19 protein-coding genes are annotated in these 17,520 nt (G+C 47.2%); 5 read left to right on the top strand and 14 right to left on the bottom strand.

What is annotated here, in order from left to right; all coding sequences use genetic code 11:
• Complete coding sequence (locus ACE3MZ_RS08800) at positions 1-507, bottom strand: YceD family protein (RefSeq protein WP_411346065.1); 507 nt, start codon at positions 505-507, stop codon at positions 1-3.
• Between the two features lie 330 nt (positions 508-837).
• Here ACE3MZ_RS08800 and ACE3MZ_RS08795 point away from each other — a divergent pair, with 330 nt between their 5' ends.
• Positions 838-2,058 carry a nucleotidyltransferase gene (locus ACE3MZ_RS08795; protein ID WP_411346064.1) on the top strand — a complete coding sequence of 407 codons (1,221 nt, stop codon included), beginning with the start codon at positions 838-840 and terminating at the stop codon, positions 2,056-2,058.
• A 339-nt stretch (positions 2,059-2,397) separates the two neighbouring features.
• On the opposite strand, the gene ACE3MZ_RS08790 is transcribed toward ACE3MZ_RS08795, so the two are convergent.
• The 3 genes from ACE3MZ_RS08790 to rsmD form a co-directional block, all read right to left on the bottom strand.
• Positions 2,398-3,429 carry a PDZ domain-containing protein gene (locus ACE3MZ_RS08790; RefSeq protein WP_411346063.1) on the bottom strand — a complete coding sequence of 344 codons (1,032 nt, stop codon included), beginning with the start codon at positions 3,427-3,429 and terminating at the stop codon, positions 2,398-2,400.
• A gap of 264 nt (positions 3,430-3,693) precedes the next feature.
• The gene (coaD, locus tag ACE3MZ_RS08785; RefSeq protein WP_411346062.1) at positions 3,694-4,203 is read right to left on the bottom strand and encodes a pantetheine-phosphate adenylyltransferase; all 510 of its coding nucleotides are present in this window, start codon (positions 4,201-4,203) and stop codon (positions 3,694-3,696) included.
• Positions 4,193-4,786 (bottom strand): 16S rRNA (guanine(966)-N(2))-methyltransferase RsmD, encoded by a 594-nt coding sequence (gene rsmD / locus ACE3MZ_RS08780; protein ID WP_411346061.1) that lies wholly within the window; start codon positions 4,784-4,786, stop codon positions 4,193-4,195. Before rsmD ends, coaD begins: the two co-directional genes overlap by 11 nt.
• 176 nt (positions 4,787-4,962) lie before the next feature.
• On the opposite strand from rsmD, the gene ACE3MZ_RS08775 reads away from it, so the two are divergent.
• Together ACE3MZ_RS08775 and ACE3MZ_RS08770 are read left to right on the top strand one after the other, a co-directional pair.
• Complete coding sequence (locus tag ACE3MZ_RS08775) at positions 4,963-5,562, top strand: TetR/AcrR family transcriptional regulator (RefSeq protein ID WP_411346060.1); 600 nt, start codon at positions 4,963-4,965, stop codon at positions 5,560-5,562.
• 145 nt (positions 5,563-5,707) lie between these two features.
• Entirely contained in the window at positions 5,708-6,910 is a 1,203-nt protein-coding gene (locus ACE3MZ_RS08770; protein ID WP_411346059.1) for an MFS transporter, read from the top strand.
• Between the two features lie 330 nt (positions 6,911-7,240).
• Here ACE3MZ_RS08770 and ACE3MZ_RS08765 read toward each other — a convergent pair whose 3' ends face one another.
• Positions 7,241-8,185, bottom strand: a complete 945-nt coding sequence (locus ACE3MZ_RS08765; RefSeq protein ID WP_411346058.1) for a helix-turn-helix transcriptional regulator — start codon at positions 8,183-8,185, stop codon at positions 7,241-7,243.
• 256 nt (positions 8,186-8,441) lie between these two features.
• Here ACE3MZ_RS08765 and ACE3MZ_RS08760 point away from each other — a divergent pair, with 256 nt between their 5' ends.
• Positions 8,442-8,885, top strand: coding sequence for a VOC family protein (locus ACE3MZ_RS08760; protein WP_411346740.1), 444 nt, complete (start codon positions 8,442-8,444; stop codon positions 8,883-8,885).
• Between the two features lie 113 nt (positions 8,886-8,998).
• On the opposite strand, the gene ACE3MZ_RS08755 is transcribed toward ACE3MZ_RS08760, so the two are convergent.
• Positions 8,999-9,427: a sporulation protein gene (locus ACE3MZ_RS08755; RefSeq protein ID WP_411346739.1), complete on the bottom strand. Its 429-nt coding sequence runs from the start codon at positions 9,425-9,427 to the stop codon at positions 8,999-9,001.
• 673 nt (positions 9,428-10,100) lie between these two features.
• On the opposite strand from ACE3MZ_RS08755, the gene ACE3MZ_RS08750 reads away from it, so the two are divergent.
• On the top strand, positions 10,101-10,277 hold the full coding sequence (locus ACE3MZ_RS08750) for a YjfB family protein (RefSeq protein WP_411346057.1): 177 nt from the start codon (positions 10,101-10,103) through the stop codon (positions 10,275-10,277).
• 218 nt (positions 10,278-10,495) lie between these two features.
• Here ACE3MZ_RS08750 and ACE3MZ_RS08745 read toward each other — a convergent pair whose 3' ends face one another.
• The 8 genes from ACE3MZ_RS08745 to ACE3MZ_RS08710 all read right to left on the bottom strand — a co-directional run bounded on the left by ACE3MZ_RS08745 (position 10,496) and on the right by ACE3MZ_RS08710 (position 17,433).
• Positions 10,496-10,975: a hypothetical protein gene (locus ACE3MZ_RS08745; RefSeq protein ID WP_411346056.1), complete on the bottom strand. Its 480-nt coding sequence runs from the start codon at positions 10,973-10,975 to the stop codon at positions 10,496-10,498.
• Positions 10,976-11,031: 56 nt separating this feature from the next.
• Positions 11,032-12,228, bottom strand: a complete 1,197-nt coding sequence (locus ACE3MZ_RS08740; protein ID WP_411346055.1) for an acyl-CoA dehydrogenase family protein — start codon at positions 12,226-12,228, stop codon at positions 11,032-11,034.
• Positions 12,229-12,274: 46 nt separating this feature from the next.
• Positions 12,275-12,943, bottom strand: coding sequence for an SGNH/GDSL hydrolase family protein (locus ACE3MZ_RS08735; protein ID WP_411346054.1), 669 nt, complete (start codon positions 12,941-12,943; stop codon positions 12,275-12,277).
• 22 nt (positions 12,944-12,965) lie between these two features.
• A complete protein-coding gene (locus ACE3MZ_RS08730) occupies positions 12,966-13,397 on the bottom strand; it encodes an SMI1/KNR4 family protein (protein ID WP_411346053.1) in 432 nt (143 codons plus the stop codon).
• Positions 13,398-13,689: 292 nt separating this feature from the next.
• The gene (locus ACE3MZ_RS08725) at positions 13,690-14,586 is read right to left on the bottom strand and encodes an SMP-30/gluconolactonase/LRE family protein (RefSeq protein ID WP_411346052.1); all 897 of its coding nucleotides are present in this window, start codon (positions 14,584-14,586) and stop codon (positions 13,690-13,692) included.
• 201 nt (positions 14,587-14,787) lie between these two features.
• Positions 14,788-15,447 (bottom strand): SGNH/GDSL hydrolase family protein, encoded by a 660-nt coding sequence (locus ACE3MZ_RS08720; protein ID WP_411346051.1) that lies wholly within the window; start codon positions 15,445-15,447, stop codon positions 14,788-14,790.
• 216 nt (positions 15,448-15,663) lie between these two features.
• The gene (locus ACE3MZ_RS08715; RefSeq protein WP_411346050.1) at positions 15,664-16,440 is read right to left on the bottom strand and encodes an alpha/beta hydrolase; all 777 of its coding nucleotides are present in this window, start codon (positions 16,438-16,440) and stop codon (positions 15,664-15,666) included.
• 159 nt (positions 16,441-16,599) lie between these two features.
• Positions 16,600-17,433 (bottom strand): helix-turn-helix domain-containing protein, encoded by an 834-nt coding sequence (locus ACE3MZ_RS08710; protein WP_411346049.1) that lies wholly within the window; start codon positions 17,431-17,433, stop codon positions 16,600-16,602.
• Between the last annotated feature and the right edge of the window lie 87 nt (positions 17,434-17,520).

Genomic DNA, 17,520 nt, shown 5'->3' with positions numbered 1-17,520 from the left:
TCATTTGAATAAATCTTTGAGCCCTGCCAACCGAGGATCAATCGGTCGGTTATCGCAATCACAATCCTGTTCGTTCAGGTTGACTCCACATGTCGGGCAAAGTCCTTTGCAATCGTCCTTGCACAGAACCACTGCCGGCAAATCCACTAAAGCAGCTTCTTCCAGATAAGGTCGAAGATCAACAGTGTCGCTGTTCACGAACACGGTATCGTCTTCTTCCGCTACGTTCTCCGGTTCTTCACCGTGCCGAAACTCCTCATGAACGCTGAATGCTCGATTCAGATTAACGGGGGTCAGGCATCGGGCACATGCCACCTGCAGGTCAAGCTTCAACGTTGCGTTCACTTCAACAACCTGATCCACTCTGTACTTCGCGTGCAGGTCAACCTGCATTGGCTCCGCAGAAAGAATGTCATTACGATCGGATTTTAGAAATCCGGTATCAAGCGTCTCGTGAAACTCTATCGGCTGATCGCTTTGCGCCATTTTTCGAAATTGGAATTGCATATACATCACTCCAAACAAACAAAAATTATTATACCGACGAATTGTTGTTTTTGTCAATCAAAGTTTTAGATATTTTTGTGCCTGTCAGGGTGTTTCCCTTTACTGGCGCGGGCTGGCGGTTTTTCTAGCTTTTTTCGCATTTGGGGGCAAAAAGAGTAGGTCAAAACCGGTCGGTACGTTCCCGTCCAAAATGGGGGTAACCACCCTTGCAAAGGATCATGCGTTATAATAGAGCGACGAGCAGATCGAATTCTGTAATAGGCATGATTGCGCTTGTGCACATACCTTTTATTTTACCATATATCTGGCACGAAAAGGAGATTGTCCCTTATGAAAGTTACTGGCGTGATCGTGGAATACAATCCGCTGCATTACGGGCATCAGCTACATCTGGAGCGTACGCGACAGGTGAGTGGCTGCGACGCCATCATTGCGGTGATGAGCGGCGGTTTCACCCAACGCGGCGAGCCTGCCGTATTCAGCAAATGGGCGCGTTCAGAAATGGCATTGTCTGCGGGCTGTGACCTTGTGCTGGAGCTTCCGTCCGCGTATGCTGTACAGCCTGCCGAATGGTTTGCTTATGGAGCTGTGGCGATGCTTCACGCTACAGGCATTACGGACAGTCTGGTGTTCGGTAGCGAATCCGGCTCGCTGGAGGCATTGCGTCCACTGGCGGATCTGCTAACTGACGAATCGCCGCAGTTGCAACAATCCATCCGACACTATCTCGATCAGGGAATGAGTTATCCAGCGGCACTGGGGCGCGCTGCGACTGCATCTGACCTGCTATCAGCAGAAAGCGCCGCCTTGCTTGGTCAGCCGAACAATACGCTTGGATTGCAATATATGATCGCTTTGCGACGACTACAAAGCAATATCGCTCCGCTCACTATTCAGCGCGAGCAATCCGGGTATCATGATATGCAGCCGTCGCATGACCGTATTGCCAGCGCTACCGCCATTCGGCAAATGCTGCTTAATGAACCGGAAAAGGTAGCTCAGTACGTTCCACCTGCCGTGATGGACATTATCCAGCGTGAGAGCAATGCCGGACGTGGACCTGTACATATGAATCAGCTGTGGATGCCATTGCTGCAAATTCTCACAACTTCTACAGTTAGCGAATTAGAGCAGTATTACGATATGAATGAAGGCATTGAATATCGCCTGAAAAAGCTGCTTCCATCCTTGCCGGAGAGTTCTGTTCATCAATTGGTCAGTTCTTTGAAAACGAAACGTTATACATACGCACGCTTGCAGCGTTTGCTGGCTCACCTGTTGCTTGGACATCGCCGTGATCTTTTGCATGAGTCTATGCTCTCACAGGGACCTGCATATTTGCGCGTGCTTGGCTTTACGGCAACCGGGCAGGAGCTGTTAAAAAGAATGAAGCAAACCTCTTCTTTGCCGATTGTTATGCGTGCGGTTGATATGAAGCATATACAGATGGAGCTGGATATTCGCGCGACTGTTATGCAGGCAGCCGGGTTTCAGCCTCAGCAGATAAAAGATCTATATTCGGATTATTATCATCCGCCTGTGCGAGTATAGCAACGGGTGACCATTTGCGGCGGAGAATCACAATTTGTAGTCGAGCATTTATTTGTTGATGTTGATAGTGAAGAAGACCCGCATTCAAGAGGGACAATCATCATTCGGCAAGGTGAAATGAACATTGGCGAGGACGACATCAACATTCGAGCTAGCAAAATCAATATCTACGAGGTACAATGTTAACTTTTGTGAAAGTACGTAAGCATACAAACAAAGAAAATACTCGCTCCCTCATTGCTTATCAATGAGGGAGCGAGTATTTTCTTTGTTCTACTTCCTCTATTCCTTTTGTATGTCGATGAGTTTGACTTGATGTATCATCTCTTGATGTATCATCTATGATGATTTGGCAGGTAACTCGCTTAATGCTTGTAATGCATCATCCAGCGTGTTCACGGGAATTAGCTTTAGCGTTGAGTGCATTTTATCCAGTTGAGCTTTGGCATCATTGTAATTGCCTTGCGGCACCAGGAAGATGGTCGCGCCGTTGTTCTGAGCAGCTACGACTTTGTGCTGTACACCGCCGATCATGCCTACTTGACCGTTAGCATCAATCGTTCCCGTTCCGGCAACGCGATACCCTCTGGTCAGATCACCTGAAGTCAGTTGATTGTAAATTTCCAGTGTAAACATCAGCCCGGCAGATGGACCACCGATACTTGTATTGGCAAATTTCACTTCATGCGCGGGATCATCGGGGATAATCTTCTGCACTTCACCGATGGATACGCCGAAGCCGACACGAGTTTTACCATCTGCATTTTGGAACTGGGTTAACGTGATATTCTGGTTGACGGTTGTGCCTGCGCGGTCAATGACTGTTTTGACCACATCTCCGGCTTTTTTGCTGTTCAATACGCGTTCCAATTGTTCAAAAGAAGCGATATTTTGCCCATCCACCTGCACGAATTTGTCGCCTGCATGAATCCATGTATTGCCTTCCGGTACGTTCACCACGAACACGTATTGCGGCTCTACTTTATAAGGAATCTTTGCTTTGGTATAAGCGGCGGCAATCGCGTTGGACTGCGAGCTGTTCATATAATACAGCTGCTCAGCTGCGTATTCCTTGCGGTCACTCTGTGCAGGCTTCGGTCCTATCTCCTCATTTGAATCGAACACACTGCCGATCAGCATCGCCATATTCGCATAACTAACCGAGACGGTCGTTAACATAAAAGTACCCTTCTCATCAGCATCGCCATCCGATACGCTTACGATCGGCTTCAGCTCATTGGCAGTGCCCGGCGCATTGATCACATAAGGTGTCGGCATATAGACAAGCACGTACACCAGAATAAGCAAACAAATCAAATAAGCCCATATTCGTTTGGACGAAAACGGGGAAGTCAACGGTCTGCCGGACATGCTGTTCTCTCCTTCGGCTCTGCTGCCTGACGAAGTAGTGCATACGACCATCGCTACAGTCGTACCTTCGCCAAACCGGATATAGTATCTCTGTCCGGACGTGCTGCAAGCGTTCTAATATAATGGGCAGAACTCTCTGCTACGCTGAATATTCTGCCCGTTTATTATGCCATGCCGGAAGCTGTAAATCCACTTCTACTCTGAACTAAAAACAATCCATCACAACCAGAATATAGATCAAACTGTATTCCGAGATACTCTATCTTATTCTGCCGTATTAAATTTGATGCGTAGTTCGTGCTCAATCAATGGCGGTACAAAATCAGACACCGAACCATGAAAGCGCGCAATCTCCTTGACCATACTGGAACTGAGGTACGAATACCGCGGATTGGTCATCATAAAGATCGTATCCGCATCTGGATTCAATTCGCGATTAATCGATGCCATTTGCAATTCGTATTCAAAATCAGTTACTGAACGAATACCACGTACAATCGTATGGGCATCACGCTGGCGGATATAATTTGCCAGCAGATCGCGGAAGCTATCAATCTCCACATTGGGCAGATCAGCAGTCACCTGCTTGAGCTGCTCCACTCGCTCTTCAACGGTGAACAGTGGTTTTTTGCTAACATTGTTCAGTACAGCTACGACCAGTGTGTCAAATTGGAGCGCTGCCCGGTGAATAATATCCAAATGTCCCATCGTAACTGGATCGAAGCTACCGGGATATACAGCGATGCGTCTCGTACTGCCGGAATTACTGCTCATCGTTAGACTCCTCCTGTTCAGATTGCGGCTCAGATTCATATCGATATACATGGATCGTAGTATCGCCATACACCGCTTGGCGAACGCCGACAAAATGCTCTTCTTCCGTCGGATAATCATGACCGCTCTCAAATTCCAATACAATCGTCGCATCGTCGCGCAGCAGTCCGCGTTCATGCATTTCCTGCATCAAGGCAATGCCGTTTTTCATCCGATACGGTGGGTCCAGAAAGACAAGATCAAAGGACGATTCGCGCTTTGCTAGTACTTTCAATGCACGACCAGCTTCATTGCGATATACTTCGGCTTGATCAATCAAAGCAGCTGCCTGCAAATTACTCTTCACGACTTCAATACTTTTATGCTCCATATCAATAAATACACCGTGCTCCATGCCGCGGCTCAGCGCCTCGATCCCCAGTCCACCAGTGCCTGCAAACAAATCCAATACATGCCCGCCGTCAAAATACGGACCGATAATGCTAAATAGCGATTCTTTCACTTTATCTGTTGTAGGACGTGTACTGTTGCCTGGTACCGCCTTCAATGGTCTTCCTTTTGCACTGCCAGAAATGACTCTCATTCTACTCATTCACCCGTTCTATTATGTTCTCGGACAAGGTATATGTCCGCACGCAAATATACGACGCTATCGTATCATATTCCACCTCTGTTGCAAAATGATATACCTTTGTGCTTGCCTTTTCTCAGCGATCTTTGCTACAATACTGAACAAACGTTCAGTATCGGGGTGATAAGGTGAATAAAAAGCAGGTTCAGAGTGAACTGACCCGCAAAAAAATTAGCGATGCCGCTCGCAGTCTATTTGTACAAAAGGGCTATAAAGCGACTTCGATCGAGGATATTGTAGCTGCCACGGACAGCAGTAAAGGCAATATTTATTACCATTTCAAAAGCAAAGAAGGTCTGTTTCTGTATCTGCTGAATGAATGGGATCGCGAATGGTATGAAAAATGGCATGAGTCGTTGCCCGGTTATCCGACCGTGACTGCCAAAATCTACGGTCTGGCACAGCAAATTGTGCAGGAGGATCTCAATCATCCGTTAACTCGCGCGGCAGATGAATTTTTTAGCAATGATGAGCACAAGGGTGAAGTTGCGGAAAAAATGGAATCCATGATAGAGGAACATTTGCAATTCAACCGTCAGCTCATTCAGGAAGGCATCGATAGCGGCGAATTTCATATCGGCGATGTCGATAAAAAAGCGGTGGTGCTGGAATGTCTGCTTGCTGGACTCAATCAAGTGTGCCGTAAGCAGTCCGCGGAAACAGTGCTGGAGCATTATCGCTTTGCGGTACAGACCTTTTTGTACGGAATTGCCAGAACGGAAGTATAGGCATAGTATATGAATGCCGGTTTGGACGTTCTGGTATTGTTTCATCATAATATAGACCGAATGTTCAGTATGTAAGATATTATTTGCAAATACAGCTTTGAATCGGCTGCCATAATCATGCGCAGCTTATACCTCGGAGGAAATCATGTCACTTCTTATGCGTAATCGGGCGGCACTATTGCTGCTCATGTTTAATATTTTTCTCGTGTTTACTGGTATTGGACTCGTCGTGCCCATTATGCCAACCTATATGAATGAACTGCATATTGGCGGTAGCATTCTAGGCTTTATGGTTGCGGCTTTCTCGATCAGTCAGTTGATCTTCTCTCCCTTCAGCGGACGATTATCCGACCGAATTGGACGTAAAAAGCTGATCATTGCCGGGATGTTGATCTTCGCCATATCCGAATGGCTGTTTGCTATCGCTTATGCGCCGACACTGCTATTTATCTCGCGGGCAATTGGCGGGTTGGGGGCGGCGCTGATTATGCCATCGGTAATGGCGTATGCGGCGGATATGACGTCCAATGAAGAACGTGGTTCGGCAATGGGCTTTATCAATGCGGCGATTACGACCGGCTTTATTATCGGTCCGGGTATCGGCGGATTGCTGGCAGAATATGGCATTCGGGTTCCTTTTTACGCGGCAGCGATTGCCGGGCTGATTGCTGCTATCGTTACGCTCGTACTACTACCTGAATCGCTGTTGCCAGAACGTCGTGCTCAATTGGCAGCGCAGAATAATAGTGGGGAAAGTCTGATTCGGCAATTGCTGTATTCTTACCGTAAGCCGTACTTTCTCAGCCTGATCATCGTGTTTGTAGCTGCCTTCGGATTGGCGAATTATGAAACGGTATTCTCCTTGTTTGTCGATCATAAATTCGGCTTTACCGCTCGGGATATTGCGATCATCATTACCTTTGGCTCGATTGCCGGAGCAGTCGTACAGGCGACGATCTTCGGTTGGATGATGAACCGATTTGGTGGGCAAAAGCTGATTATTATCTGTTTGCTGGCATCTGCGGTATTTATTTTACTGACGCTGTTTGTGCATACGTACTTCCTGATCTTCGTGGTAACTTTTGCGGTATTTCTTGCGATGGACATCTTGCGTCCTGCGATCGGTACGCAGCTGTCGCAAATTGCTGGCGATGAGCAAGGGTATGTTGCCGGTCTCAACTCCGCGTATACAAGTCTCGGTAATATCGCCGGACCGATTGTAGCAGGTGCGCTGTTTGATTGGAACATCAATTATCCGTATATGATGGCGACGCTGATTCTGTGTCTCTGCTTCCTGTTGTCCTTGCGAGTGAAGCCAGATCGACCTATCTTTTCTTCTGCAAAATAAAGGACGGTACATTAGCGTTATCGTTTTATATTGAAATTGGAACAAGTTGAAATGATACTATATGCAATCCATATGAGATAAACACAACGGCGAGTGCATATCCCTTACATAATGGGGAATGCGCTCGCCGTTTTTTACACTATACATGTATTCATACTCTACTGTTGAGTGTTCTACTTCTACAAAGTTATATGATTCAATATTTTGCTTCTAAAGGTTCTACTTCTGAACAGTCTGCTCCTGTATATTGTATTTCTACCTATGCTGTTCTTGCATGTTTTGTGCTTGTATATGGTGATCTTACCTGTTACCGCCTTGCAAGCTCCATATTTACAATTGCTCCAGCAAACGCTGATAATACTGCTTCAATTGCTCTCGAAGCTGCGGCGGCTCAACCTGCTTCAATTTGGTGCCAAATCCGCTCAAATACGACAGGATAAATTCCTGCTCCTCCGGTTCGTAGCTACCTTGTACGTGCCAACCATCATGCCCTTTGCCTATCAGGGTCATAGAAGGCAATAATCGTGCTTGCAGATCACTTTCACTAAGCTCATCCACTGCACATTGAAATTGCACCGCTCTGACAGATGGCTGCCGCAGACTGCGCGCATTATGTAGATCAAAGTGGCTCAATTGCTCCCGTGGCGCCTCATCTGACAACATCACCCCCGTAATGCGGTCACAGCGAAATACGCGATACGCCTCCTTATCCAGATCATACGACTGACAATACCAATACCCTTGCATTACATATACGGCAAACGGCTGAATGCGGCGTTGCCCTGTCCCTCGCGCCGAGCTGTAATCGATGTGTACAATCTGCTGCTTCACCGCCGCCAGCAACATTTGCTCCAAATACTCCCCTGTTCTCGCCTGCTCTCCATGATAAAACGAAATTCGATTGTGAAACTGCTCAATTTGTTGCCGTTGATGCGGTGTAACAATATCCAGAAATCGGGCGTGGATTGAATGAAATGATACGCCAAACGCATCACCCGAAAAGCTTTGTAGCGCTTGCATCGAAAAATATAACGCCAGCACTTCATTGGCAGTAAAGGAGACAGGTGGTAGTGTCGCAGTATCAAGCAGTCTGTATCCACCATGTCGTCCATGCTCCGCATAGATCGGCAACCCGATTTCTTCCAATGACTCTATATCCCGTAGCGCGGTACTGCGCGAAATGCTGAATTCTTCCATTAACTGCCGTAGCGTGAAACGCTGACGACGATGAACATATCGCTGCATCCATTGCAGCCGTTCCGATTTTCTCATCATCCTGTTCCTTTCTACTGTTCATGATGGATCTACTGTTAACTATGTAGAGATATGTTGCATGGATGGTGCCTTGTTTGTCTTGCTTTTGTGATTATTCATGCGTTGACCCGACATAACACAGGCGGAGTTGGTGTAACAATATTGCTCTGTAACTATTTCTATGATGATTTCATTTAAAGGTTTCATATTTTGACACCTTTTAGCTGTATCGTAGAGTGTGTAGTCGGATTCATCTATTATGAAGGAGGCAATCATGATGAACGCAGAAATTATCCCTTTTTTATCGCTCAATGGCAAGGCGGCAGACGCGATCGACTTTTACCAACAGGTGCTGGGTGCGAATGTATTGCTGCATGTAACGTATGAACAGCTGGCAAAGATGGATCGTGCATTTCCCGTACAACCGGGGCAGGAGCAGTATGTGGCGCACTCCGTCTTACAGCTTGGCAGCGGCAAATGGATGATTGCCGAAGAAGCAATGGACAATACTCGCCCGTGGCTGGACGGCAATCACTTTTCCCTTTGTTTGCAGTCCAAGCAGCATGAGGATATGGAGCAATTGTATCATCGGCTGATCAGCGATGAACGCTGTACGATTATTGTACCATTTGCGCCGAATGTGTTCAGCAGTGGATATGCCATTGTGCGCGATCCGTTTGGTGTGGTATTTCAGTTTACTGTTACCCGGCATGATTTCTAGTTCTATTCTCGTTTCATTACATTACCCTATTCAGCAAAACACACCTGCGACCGCAACTGCGTTCACAGGTGTGTTTGGATAGGAATTGCCTACGGTATGCTGCTATATCACTGTTATTGCACGATAAATTTAACGCGTGTACCATCTGGATAATCATCCAGCTGATTACCGACCCACGAACCAGCACCACGATTATCTGAAGGCGTAACATAGCGAATATCTGCGCCTGTTCCACCTTCCAAGCACATCGCCATTGGCCATTCATCGCGATCATACCCGGATTTGGTCGGTATGCCTTTTAACGAATCGGCACGACGCGCATCGGCACCCGGACGGTCAATCGTGCAAATGGCGGAATGTCCATCTGCGATCGCATCGCGGATATGATCCGCAGTTTCTGGATAACGCGTAGATGGAAAATTCAACGTATAATCATACGCCGCAGCCGCACTTGCCTTATGTACATCATTCGTCCCCTGCAACAGCGCTGGTGTTGTGATAAACACGACCAGCATCATCACCATCATTACCATTTTCTTCATTCGTTGCACATGATCAGCTCGCTCTCTATAAGAATTGTTCCAAGCGGCACAAACGGATGCAAAAGTCATGATCGTACATTCTGCTGCACTCCATCTGGAATCTGTTCCCATTTTAAACGATGGAATTTCAAATTTAAATCTTTTTATGTAAAAATGTCCAACTTTTGGTGTTAAAAAGTGTATAAAAATAAGGAAAGACGCAGAAATCGCAATATATATTTCTGCTCGAAAAGGAATAATCCTTCCGTTTTACGATACGATTGAACGCTTACTACTACTATCGTTTCCAAAAAGTTATAGCTACTTCTTCACATTTAACATGGAAATTACATACAATTTTTATATGATCCATGCTGCACATCTTCCCCTATTTGGAACGTATATCCCCTTCTCAATAGCTATCCAACAACTGCAACAGAAGCTGTACACAAAAAAGGACCCCGCCTGGGATAGGGGCGGGGTGTAGGCAATATTTATATTCAAAAGGGGTATGTACGTATCTTAACCGGGCTAGCTGAAATGAAGCTGATGTTTACCTAAAAATTTGCTTAAAAAGACGATTTTTTTAAAATATATTGATCGTATTTGACGGATGAGCGGTTAATCATTTACGAGAGGGTTGCCGATAACAATCGTATGCCCTGTTCAAAGGCAGGAAAGGAGGAATGCACTCATGGATATCGCTTCTTTGTCCACAGCGCTCAGCCAGAGTTCCGTGTCGCAGGCAGTCGGTCTTAAAGTATTGTCCCTGTCCAAAGACATGGCGGAGCAGCAAGGTCAGCAGATGGCCGACATGATTAAACAGGCTCCTCATCCGACACTGGGAGGCTCATTGGATCTTCGCGCTTAAGCAGTGCGATGACCGACGTGATGATAGAAGCTGCTTCTGCCCTCTTCTTGGATGGTGTGACAGACAGCATCTATTGTGATGTGCCTCGTAGATCGGGAACAAACGAAACAGCCCTACTCGCAGGAGTGGGGCTGTTTCGTTTGTATAGTGGTAACTGCTACGCTGATCTGATTGACGACTGCTACGTTAGTGCGCTGGTAAAAGGGAACTTGGTGCACTTATTGTTCTTGTAACGCCTGTGTTGCCGATTGACCAAAATCAGGATCGTTTTGCAGCTGCTCCAGCGCCTGTTTGGCGTGGGGGATATGACGATGATGACGCAGCAGCGCAAATGCCGCCGAGCGTACGAGAATATATTCATCCTGCTGCGAAATGGATGATGCTAGCTGAATATCCTGCTGATCCGCACCAAGTGCACTTAGCGCTTCCAGCATCGCAATCTGTACGTATTCTTCGTCCTGCTCATGCTGCCAATGCGCATGTATCGCCTTGCGAATGGTTGATTTATACTGTTCATCGCTGTACAGACCAAGTACTTTCCAAATCTCAATCCGCAAAATATCATCGTTCTGGGTATCTTGTGCAGTACTCAGCAGCTGTTCTATCTCTTCTGATGGTAGCGAAGAATCGATACGCAGTAATGTCTGCAAACGCTCATCCGTATTCAATTCCGACCAGTTCTGTAAATATTGTGGCATATGCATCACCTTCCGTACATGGATTGGATGATTCTATACATCTAGCTGCGATTGGCTTATGATTGATTACCCAAATTCAGTTCAGCTAATGCTGTACGTGCCATCGTTTGGATGACCGCATCTTCCATTGGCGGATTATGCAGACCAGCACGCACATCGCGGTACAGTCGTTCGAGCGGCAGATCTTTCGACAGAGCGGCACCGCCAACGATCTTCATCGCCTTGTCCACGACTTGATTCGCCAGATGTACGGCATTGTATTTGACCAGTCCGACATCCGGGCGCAGATTACGGCGCTGTTCTGGTTCACGATCCCAGCGGTCGGCTACATCGTACAGCAGTGTTCGTGCCAGACGAAGTTCGCTCTCAATCTGACCGATCCACTGACGAATATGCGGCAACGTCGCAATCGGCTCGTTCAGACTGTTCGGCGTATAATTAGCAGCATATTGTAATGCAAAATCGCGTGCAGCATAAGCGATGCCGAGATAACATGCCGGAATATGCAGCATCGTGCCATCGCCGTCATCGTTGACTTTTTTGGATACACCGGGAATATACGTCGTCAACAATTGCCGATCCGGTACAAATACATCTTGCAGTACGACATCATGACTGCCTGTTGCCCGCATGCCGAGCGCATTCCACGTCTCGTCCACAGTAATTCCCTCGCGTGAACGAATAAGAAAATCACCCAGCTCCGGTTGTCCGTCGATGCCAGCACTAACGATACAATCGGTCAGCAGCGGACTCAGTGTGCTGTACGTTTTGCGACCATTGAGAATCCAGCCGCCTTCTGTGCGTACTGCTGTTGTCTCTGGGCGACCGCCGCGTGTCGGGCTACCGGTTGCCCGTTCACTGGCGAATTTGTTGATCATATTGCCATGCGATACCACATCACGGCAAAATTCAGAAAAGGTCGGCTCCGGCCAATCGCCTGCTTCACGGAAATGCAGCATCATATGACCATGCCAGCCTGCACTGAGCGCGGTGGAACCGTCGCCGCGTGCAAGACGCTCCTGTACGATCAGCCACTCATATAGCGACAATCCCTCACCACCATAATCACGGCTGACCGTTAATTTGGGATAACCTGCTTGTTTGAGATCCTCAAAGTTCTCAAATGGAAATGAACCTTCTGCATCGTGCTTGGCAGCGCGTTGTGCAAATTTTGCCGCCAGCTGATCTGCCCAGGCTGCCAAGTAGGCTTCGCGTTCATTGCGAATAAATGTATCAATTGCTTTTCCAGTCATCTTGTCTTCCTCCCTCATCCCTATCCACTCTTGTTTATACCCATTATTAAACCAGTGTTTTTAAAAATCCACTCAAACGTTCCGCCAATCGTTGATGACCTGCCTGATTCGGATGCAATCCATCCGGTATGCCATCTTCGCCTGTAAAGTACATCTGACGATGCACAGGCAATAAAGGCTGAATCCCTGCGATGTTCCACAGATCACAGCAAGGCAGCGAATAATGCGCCGCCACTTCGCGAATCGCTTCTGCATAATCGCCATATACGTTTCCTGTAACCTGATTAGGCAAATGCTCTGGTACTTCATCGCTAGAGCCGTGCGGTGGAGTTACAAAAACGATCAGTTTACTCGGATAAAGGGTAATCAAAGTCTCTGCAATGTATTTCAAAGCTCCATAAAATGTATTCTTTTGTTGCGGATCAGTATTTATATTACCAAAGACGCTGGTACCCATAGAGAAGTCATTACGTCCTCCCATGAAAAATAAAATATCAACATCAGCATCCAGCTGATCCAGACGCTTGCACATCGGCTCATATCCACCGCTAGCGACACTACTGCCTGAAATGCCATGATTGTCGACCCGCGCCAGCCCTAACAGATCTCCGACTAGTTCTGGAAATGCGCGTTCTCCAGCTTGTAAACCATAACCAAACGTAATGCTATCGCCAAGAAAGGCTGCTTTTTTACCTACATAAAAATCTTTACTCATCGGTCTTCCTCTTTTCTTTGCATTATTCCGAATCATCAATTTCCGTCTTCAATCGCCACCAGAAGTGCTCAAATGAATCAGCAACTGGCGCCAATTCCTTTTCATCCATCATCCAGATATAAATCTCACCATAATCCGTGCCTTCCCGCAGGGAGATCAAAAAGCTATTCCCTCCTTGATCATATGCAAATGGAAACAAATATTCTAGCTCTGGAAAACATTCCAGCAGATCGGCATACAATTGTTCAGCCGGCACTTTCCCATATCGAATCTCATTAAAGCCGCCAAAGCCAAGCCGTCCTCGCTCCATCCATTCTTCCGATAAATAGCCTCCGTTATATTGTAAAAAGTGCTCACGATAAGCGGGCGGGAATACTTTTCCTAGCTGCTGTTCCAGCGTATCCAGATCATGTTCGGTTAATGCTTGCTCACATTGCTCTACAGTAAAGATCATAATAAAACGACTCTCCTTTTGCTATGTACTTGCGGTTCTCTACAGCGTATTAACACTTAGTATGCTTATTATATCAGCTTCGGTATGCCTCATGGCAATACTAGCACATACAGAAACCGCAGCACTGAAAATTCAGCCCTGCGGTCATCATTGTGTGAAATTCTATCTCATTTATAAAAACATCGCTGAAAATGATTGCAATGAAGTTGCCTGCCGAATGTTCTCAGATCAACACTCATGTCAGCAACCATTGTATTTCATTCACACTGAAACATGTTACGAATGAAACACATTACTGATCAGACCATGATGCCTGTTGACCTTGATTGTAGGGTATCGTTGCTGTCCCGCGTACATCAGCCTTCACCTGGAACAAGCTACCAGCATGTGGCTCATCGGGATTGCCGTCTCCGCGTGCCGTTGTGATGTACAGCGTATCCAGCTCTGGACCGCCAAACACGCATGAGGTTACACAGGATGCTGGTACGTTTACTTCACCGATGATCTCGCCATTTGACGGATTGATCCGTGTCACCCGATTTCCACCCCAGCGGGCAACCCACAGCATCCCTTCAGCATCAATCGTCATACCGTCGGGGAATCCCTCGCTATCGTCCAGCTGCACGACAGCACGCCCATCCGCAATATCACCACTATCCAGATCATATTCAAATGCAGTGATCGTCAATGTCGGCGTATCAATATAATATAACGTGCGACCATCGCTGCTCCATGCCAATCCATTGGATGTGGATACCTCGTCCAGCAGCAGGCGCACATTACCCTGCTGATCCATACTGTAGAACGCTCCTTGCTTGTCCTCACCATGCAGACTCATCGTGCCTGCCAGCAGCCGACCGTTGGGATCGCATTTGCCATCGTTGAATCGATTGCCCGGTCGTCCTTCTTCAGGATCATGAATGAGCGCTTTGGTGCCAGAAGCCAGTTCAATCCGGTACAATCCACTTTCCAGTGCAGCAATGACTTCGCCGGGAATATACGGCACGACCGCGCCGATATGTTCTCCGACATCCAATACATCGTCATTGCCTGTAACAGGATCGTATTGATGCAACATAAAGCCTTCGATATCAACCCACAGCAGCTTGCCGCTCTGAGCATCCCAAGATGGACCTTCGCCTAGCTTGGCGCGTGCATCGAGTACAAGTTCCGCTTGATATGTCTTCATGCCATTCCTCCCTGATAATAGATCGTATATGAATCGTACGTATGTGATTTGATTTTGCAAATGACTGGCGGCAACACCATTTACGTTACATAATGCTTGATGAATCTCTGATCATAATCCAGCACATGCAATAGATGAATCTCTGATCGTCACCCAGCGCATGTAGTGAATGAATTTGCTATTGTGATTCAGCGCATATATTTATTGACCGCGGTTCCAGTCGTAGTCGACAGCTTTCAAAAAGGCGCGTGCCAGAATCATATGCCCTTTTGTATTTGGGTGTACATGATCCCAACCGTGCGACAGAGATGCAGGGTAAATGTGCTGACCAACTGTGTCAAATGCAGCCTGCGTATCTACAACCGGTACACCAGTTTCAGCGCCAATACGTTTGACAGCTTCACCGTATACATCCATCGTGGCACGCATCGGATCTTCTACTGTAGTGCTCAGATAGTATGGTGTGAGCAATACCAGCCCTTTGACTTTCGGTACAGTTTGTTCTACCAGTCTGCGCAACGTTTGCTCGTATTCTTCCAGATATACATGCTCCGAAGGATTGGCAGGACGGTCAAATTGCCGCCATACATCGTTAATACCGATCATAATGGATACCCAGTCAGGGGAATGTGCAAACACGTCCTCTTCCCAGCGCGCTGCCAGATCGCGCACTCTGTCGCCACTTGTACCGGTATTCAGTACGCGCAAATTGTAGTCCGGGTATGCTGTTAACAGCAAAGCATCCACAAGACCGACATAACCGTCTCCAATCGCCCAATGTTCGCCAACCGGACGAGCACGTCCACAGTCTGTAACGGAATCACCAATCATTAACAGTACGTCATTTTTCTCAATTTTCATCTCTTCCAGCTCCTTTGGGTATATCACCGCTTCGGAATGAAGCAGCGTGTTGTTTGTATTGTATTGAAATGATAGATCACGATTCATTTTGAAGTTTATTCATTTGGAACTTTTATTCATTTCAACAATCCATCACTTTGGTCATCCATGTTTTACGCTATGGTGTCATTTCATCATTGGCATATGATCTTCTTGGATATGCAGATGCTTGAATGCCTACCAGTCTTGCCGATGCAGCCATGCGATACAGCGCTTTGTCCAATCGCCCATTACGGGATGATCCAATGCCAGACCTGCTCCATGACCGCCATGCTCGTACACATGCAGTTCAAACGGCACACCATGTTCTTCCAATGCCATTGCCATGCGCAGACTGTTCTGTACCGGCACCAGATCATCGTCAGATGCGTGCCAGATAAAGGTCGGCGGTGTCAATGGCGTAACCTGCTGCTCTGCACTTGCACCGGTAACGATCTCCAGCGGTGCATCTGAACCGATCAATGACAATCGTGATCCTTCATGACCGTAATCGTTCATCGTAATGACCGGATAGCACAGGATCATCAGATCGGGACGCGAACTAATCTCGCGATGCAGTCCATTTAGCAACTCTGTCTCGCGATTGGCAAATACCGTTCCTGTCATCGCCGCCAGATGTCCCCCTGCGGAAAAGCCAAGAATCCCGATACGTGAAGGATCTAGCCCATATTCAGCAGCATTCGCGCGCACATGCCGAATCGCTGCTTGACCATCTTCCAGCGGGGTACTGCGATGACGTGGTGATAACCGATATTGCAGCACAAATGCCGAGATCTGGTTGTCATTCAGCCATTTGGCAACCGGTTCGCCTTCATGATCAGCGCGAAATTCATACCCTCCACCCGGCAGCACAATTACGGCACTGCGTGCATCTGGCACCAGATACGGCTCCAAATACGGACGTTCCCCTTGATCATCCACGACAGATGAATCATGAATCCAGATGTTCTCCATTATATGTATACCTCCACTCCTCAATTTCTGTACAACAGGACAAGCCCCGACATAGGAGCCGGGGCAGCCGTATTCTCCAAACGTTTACATTGTAAGCGCTTTAGAGAATGGATTCAATAATAAATGTGCAGAAGGCGGATAAGACGGAAGCAGCAACCGTCAATAGAGATTGCGGAACTGCTCCGGTGTTACTCCTTCCAAACGACGAAATGTCGCGACAAAGTGACTGGAATCGCGGAATCCGACTTGACCGGATACTTCCTTGATCGTCATACGCGGATAGAGAGTCATCAGTTCTTTGGCTTTGCGTAGACGTAGCAGAATAAAGTAGGCATACGCAGTCATGCCAAATGTTTGACGGAACAGCGTATTCAGATGACGCGCACTTACGCCGACTTGTAGCGCCATATCTTCCAGTCCGATATTCGGATCGTCATAATGTGCTTCCATAAAGCTCATCAGTGGCGCCAGACGTTCTACCGTATGCGACAACGATGGCAGGTTGTTCACACGACCATGCTTTTTGAGTAATGTCAGAAAACGATACAGATCAGCACTCGTATCCAGACCGGACAGATCGCGATTGCTGCGAATTTGACCTAACAAATTGTCAGCAAAAAACTCCAGTTCGCAATCCCGATCCCACTCATAATATGCAGAATGGGATAAACCGAATGTGGATAGCAGCGCCAGTGATTGCGGACCGCCGAATGTCACATACGTCGTCTCCCAGACACCACTGATCGGACGATAGCTATGCGCGTCGCGCGGAGCCAGCAATACCCCCGAACCAGCACGTACATTATACCGTGCACCACCAAATGCAAATTCGCCTTCACCATGTACCGTTTGCAGCCAATGATAACATGGATAACCGTCTGGACGATCGATCGCCTCTTGATCGTTGTTCTCGCCAATGCTCTCCATATGAATCGGCAGTTGCAGGTCCTTCAACTCGCTAAAAAAGCGGCGATGCGGGTTGGTTACGTACATGAACATTCACATCCTATATCCGTATTTTTATATCATAGAAGCATTATCTTATATTTTACAAGGTTTTATTATCGTTTAACATAGAAT

Source organism: Paenibacillus sp. WLX1005 (genome assembly GCF_046603685.1).
Classification (GTDB): domain Bacteria; phylum Bacillota; class Bacilli; order Paenibacillales; family Paenibacillaceae; genus Saccharibacillus.
Note: the sequence above shows the minus strand (reverse complement) of the source record. Positions and strands in the feature narration are given on the sequence as shown.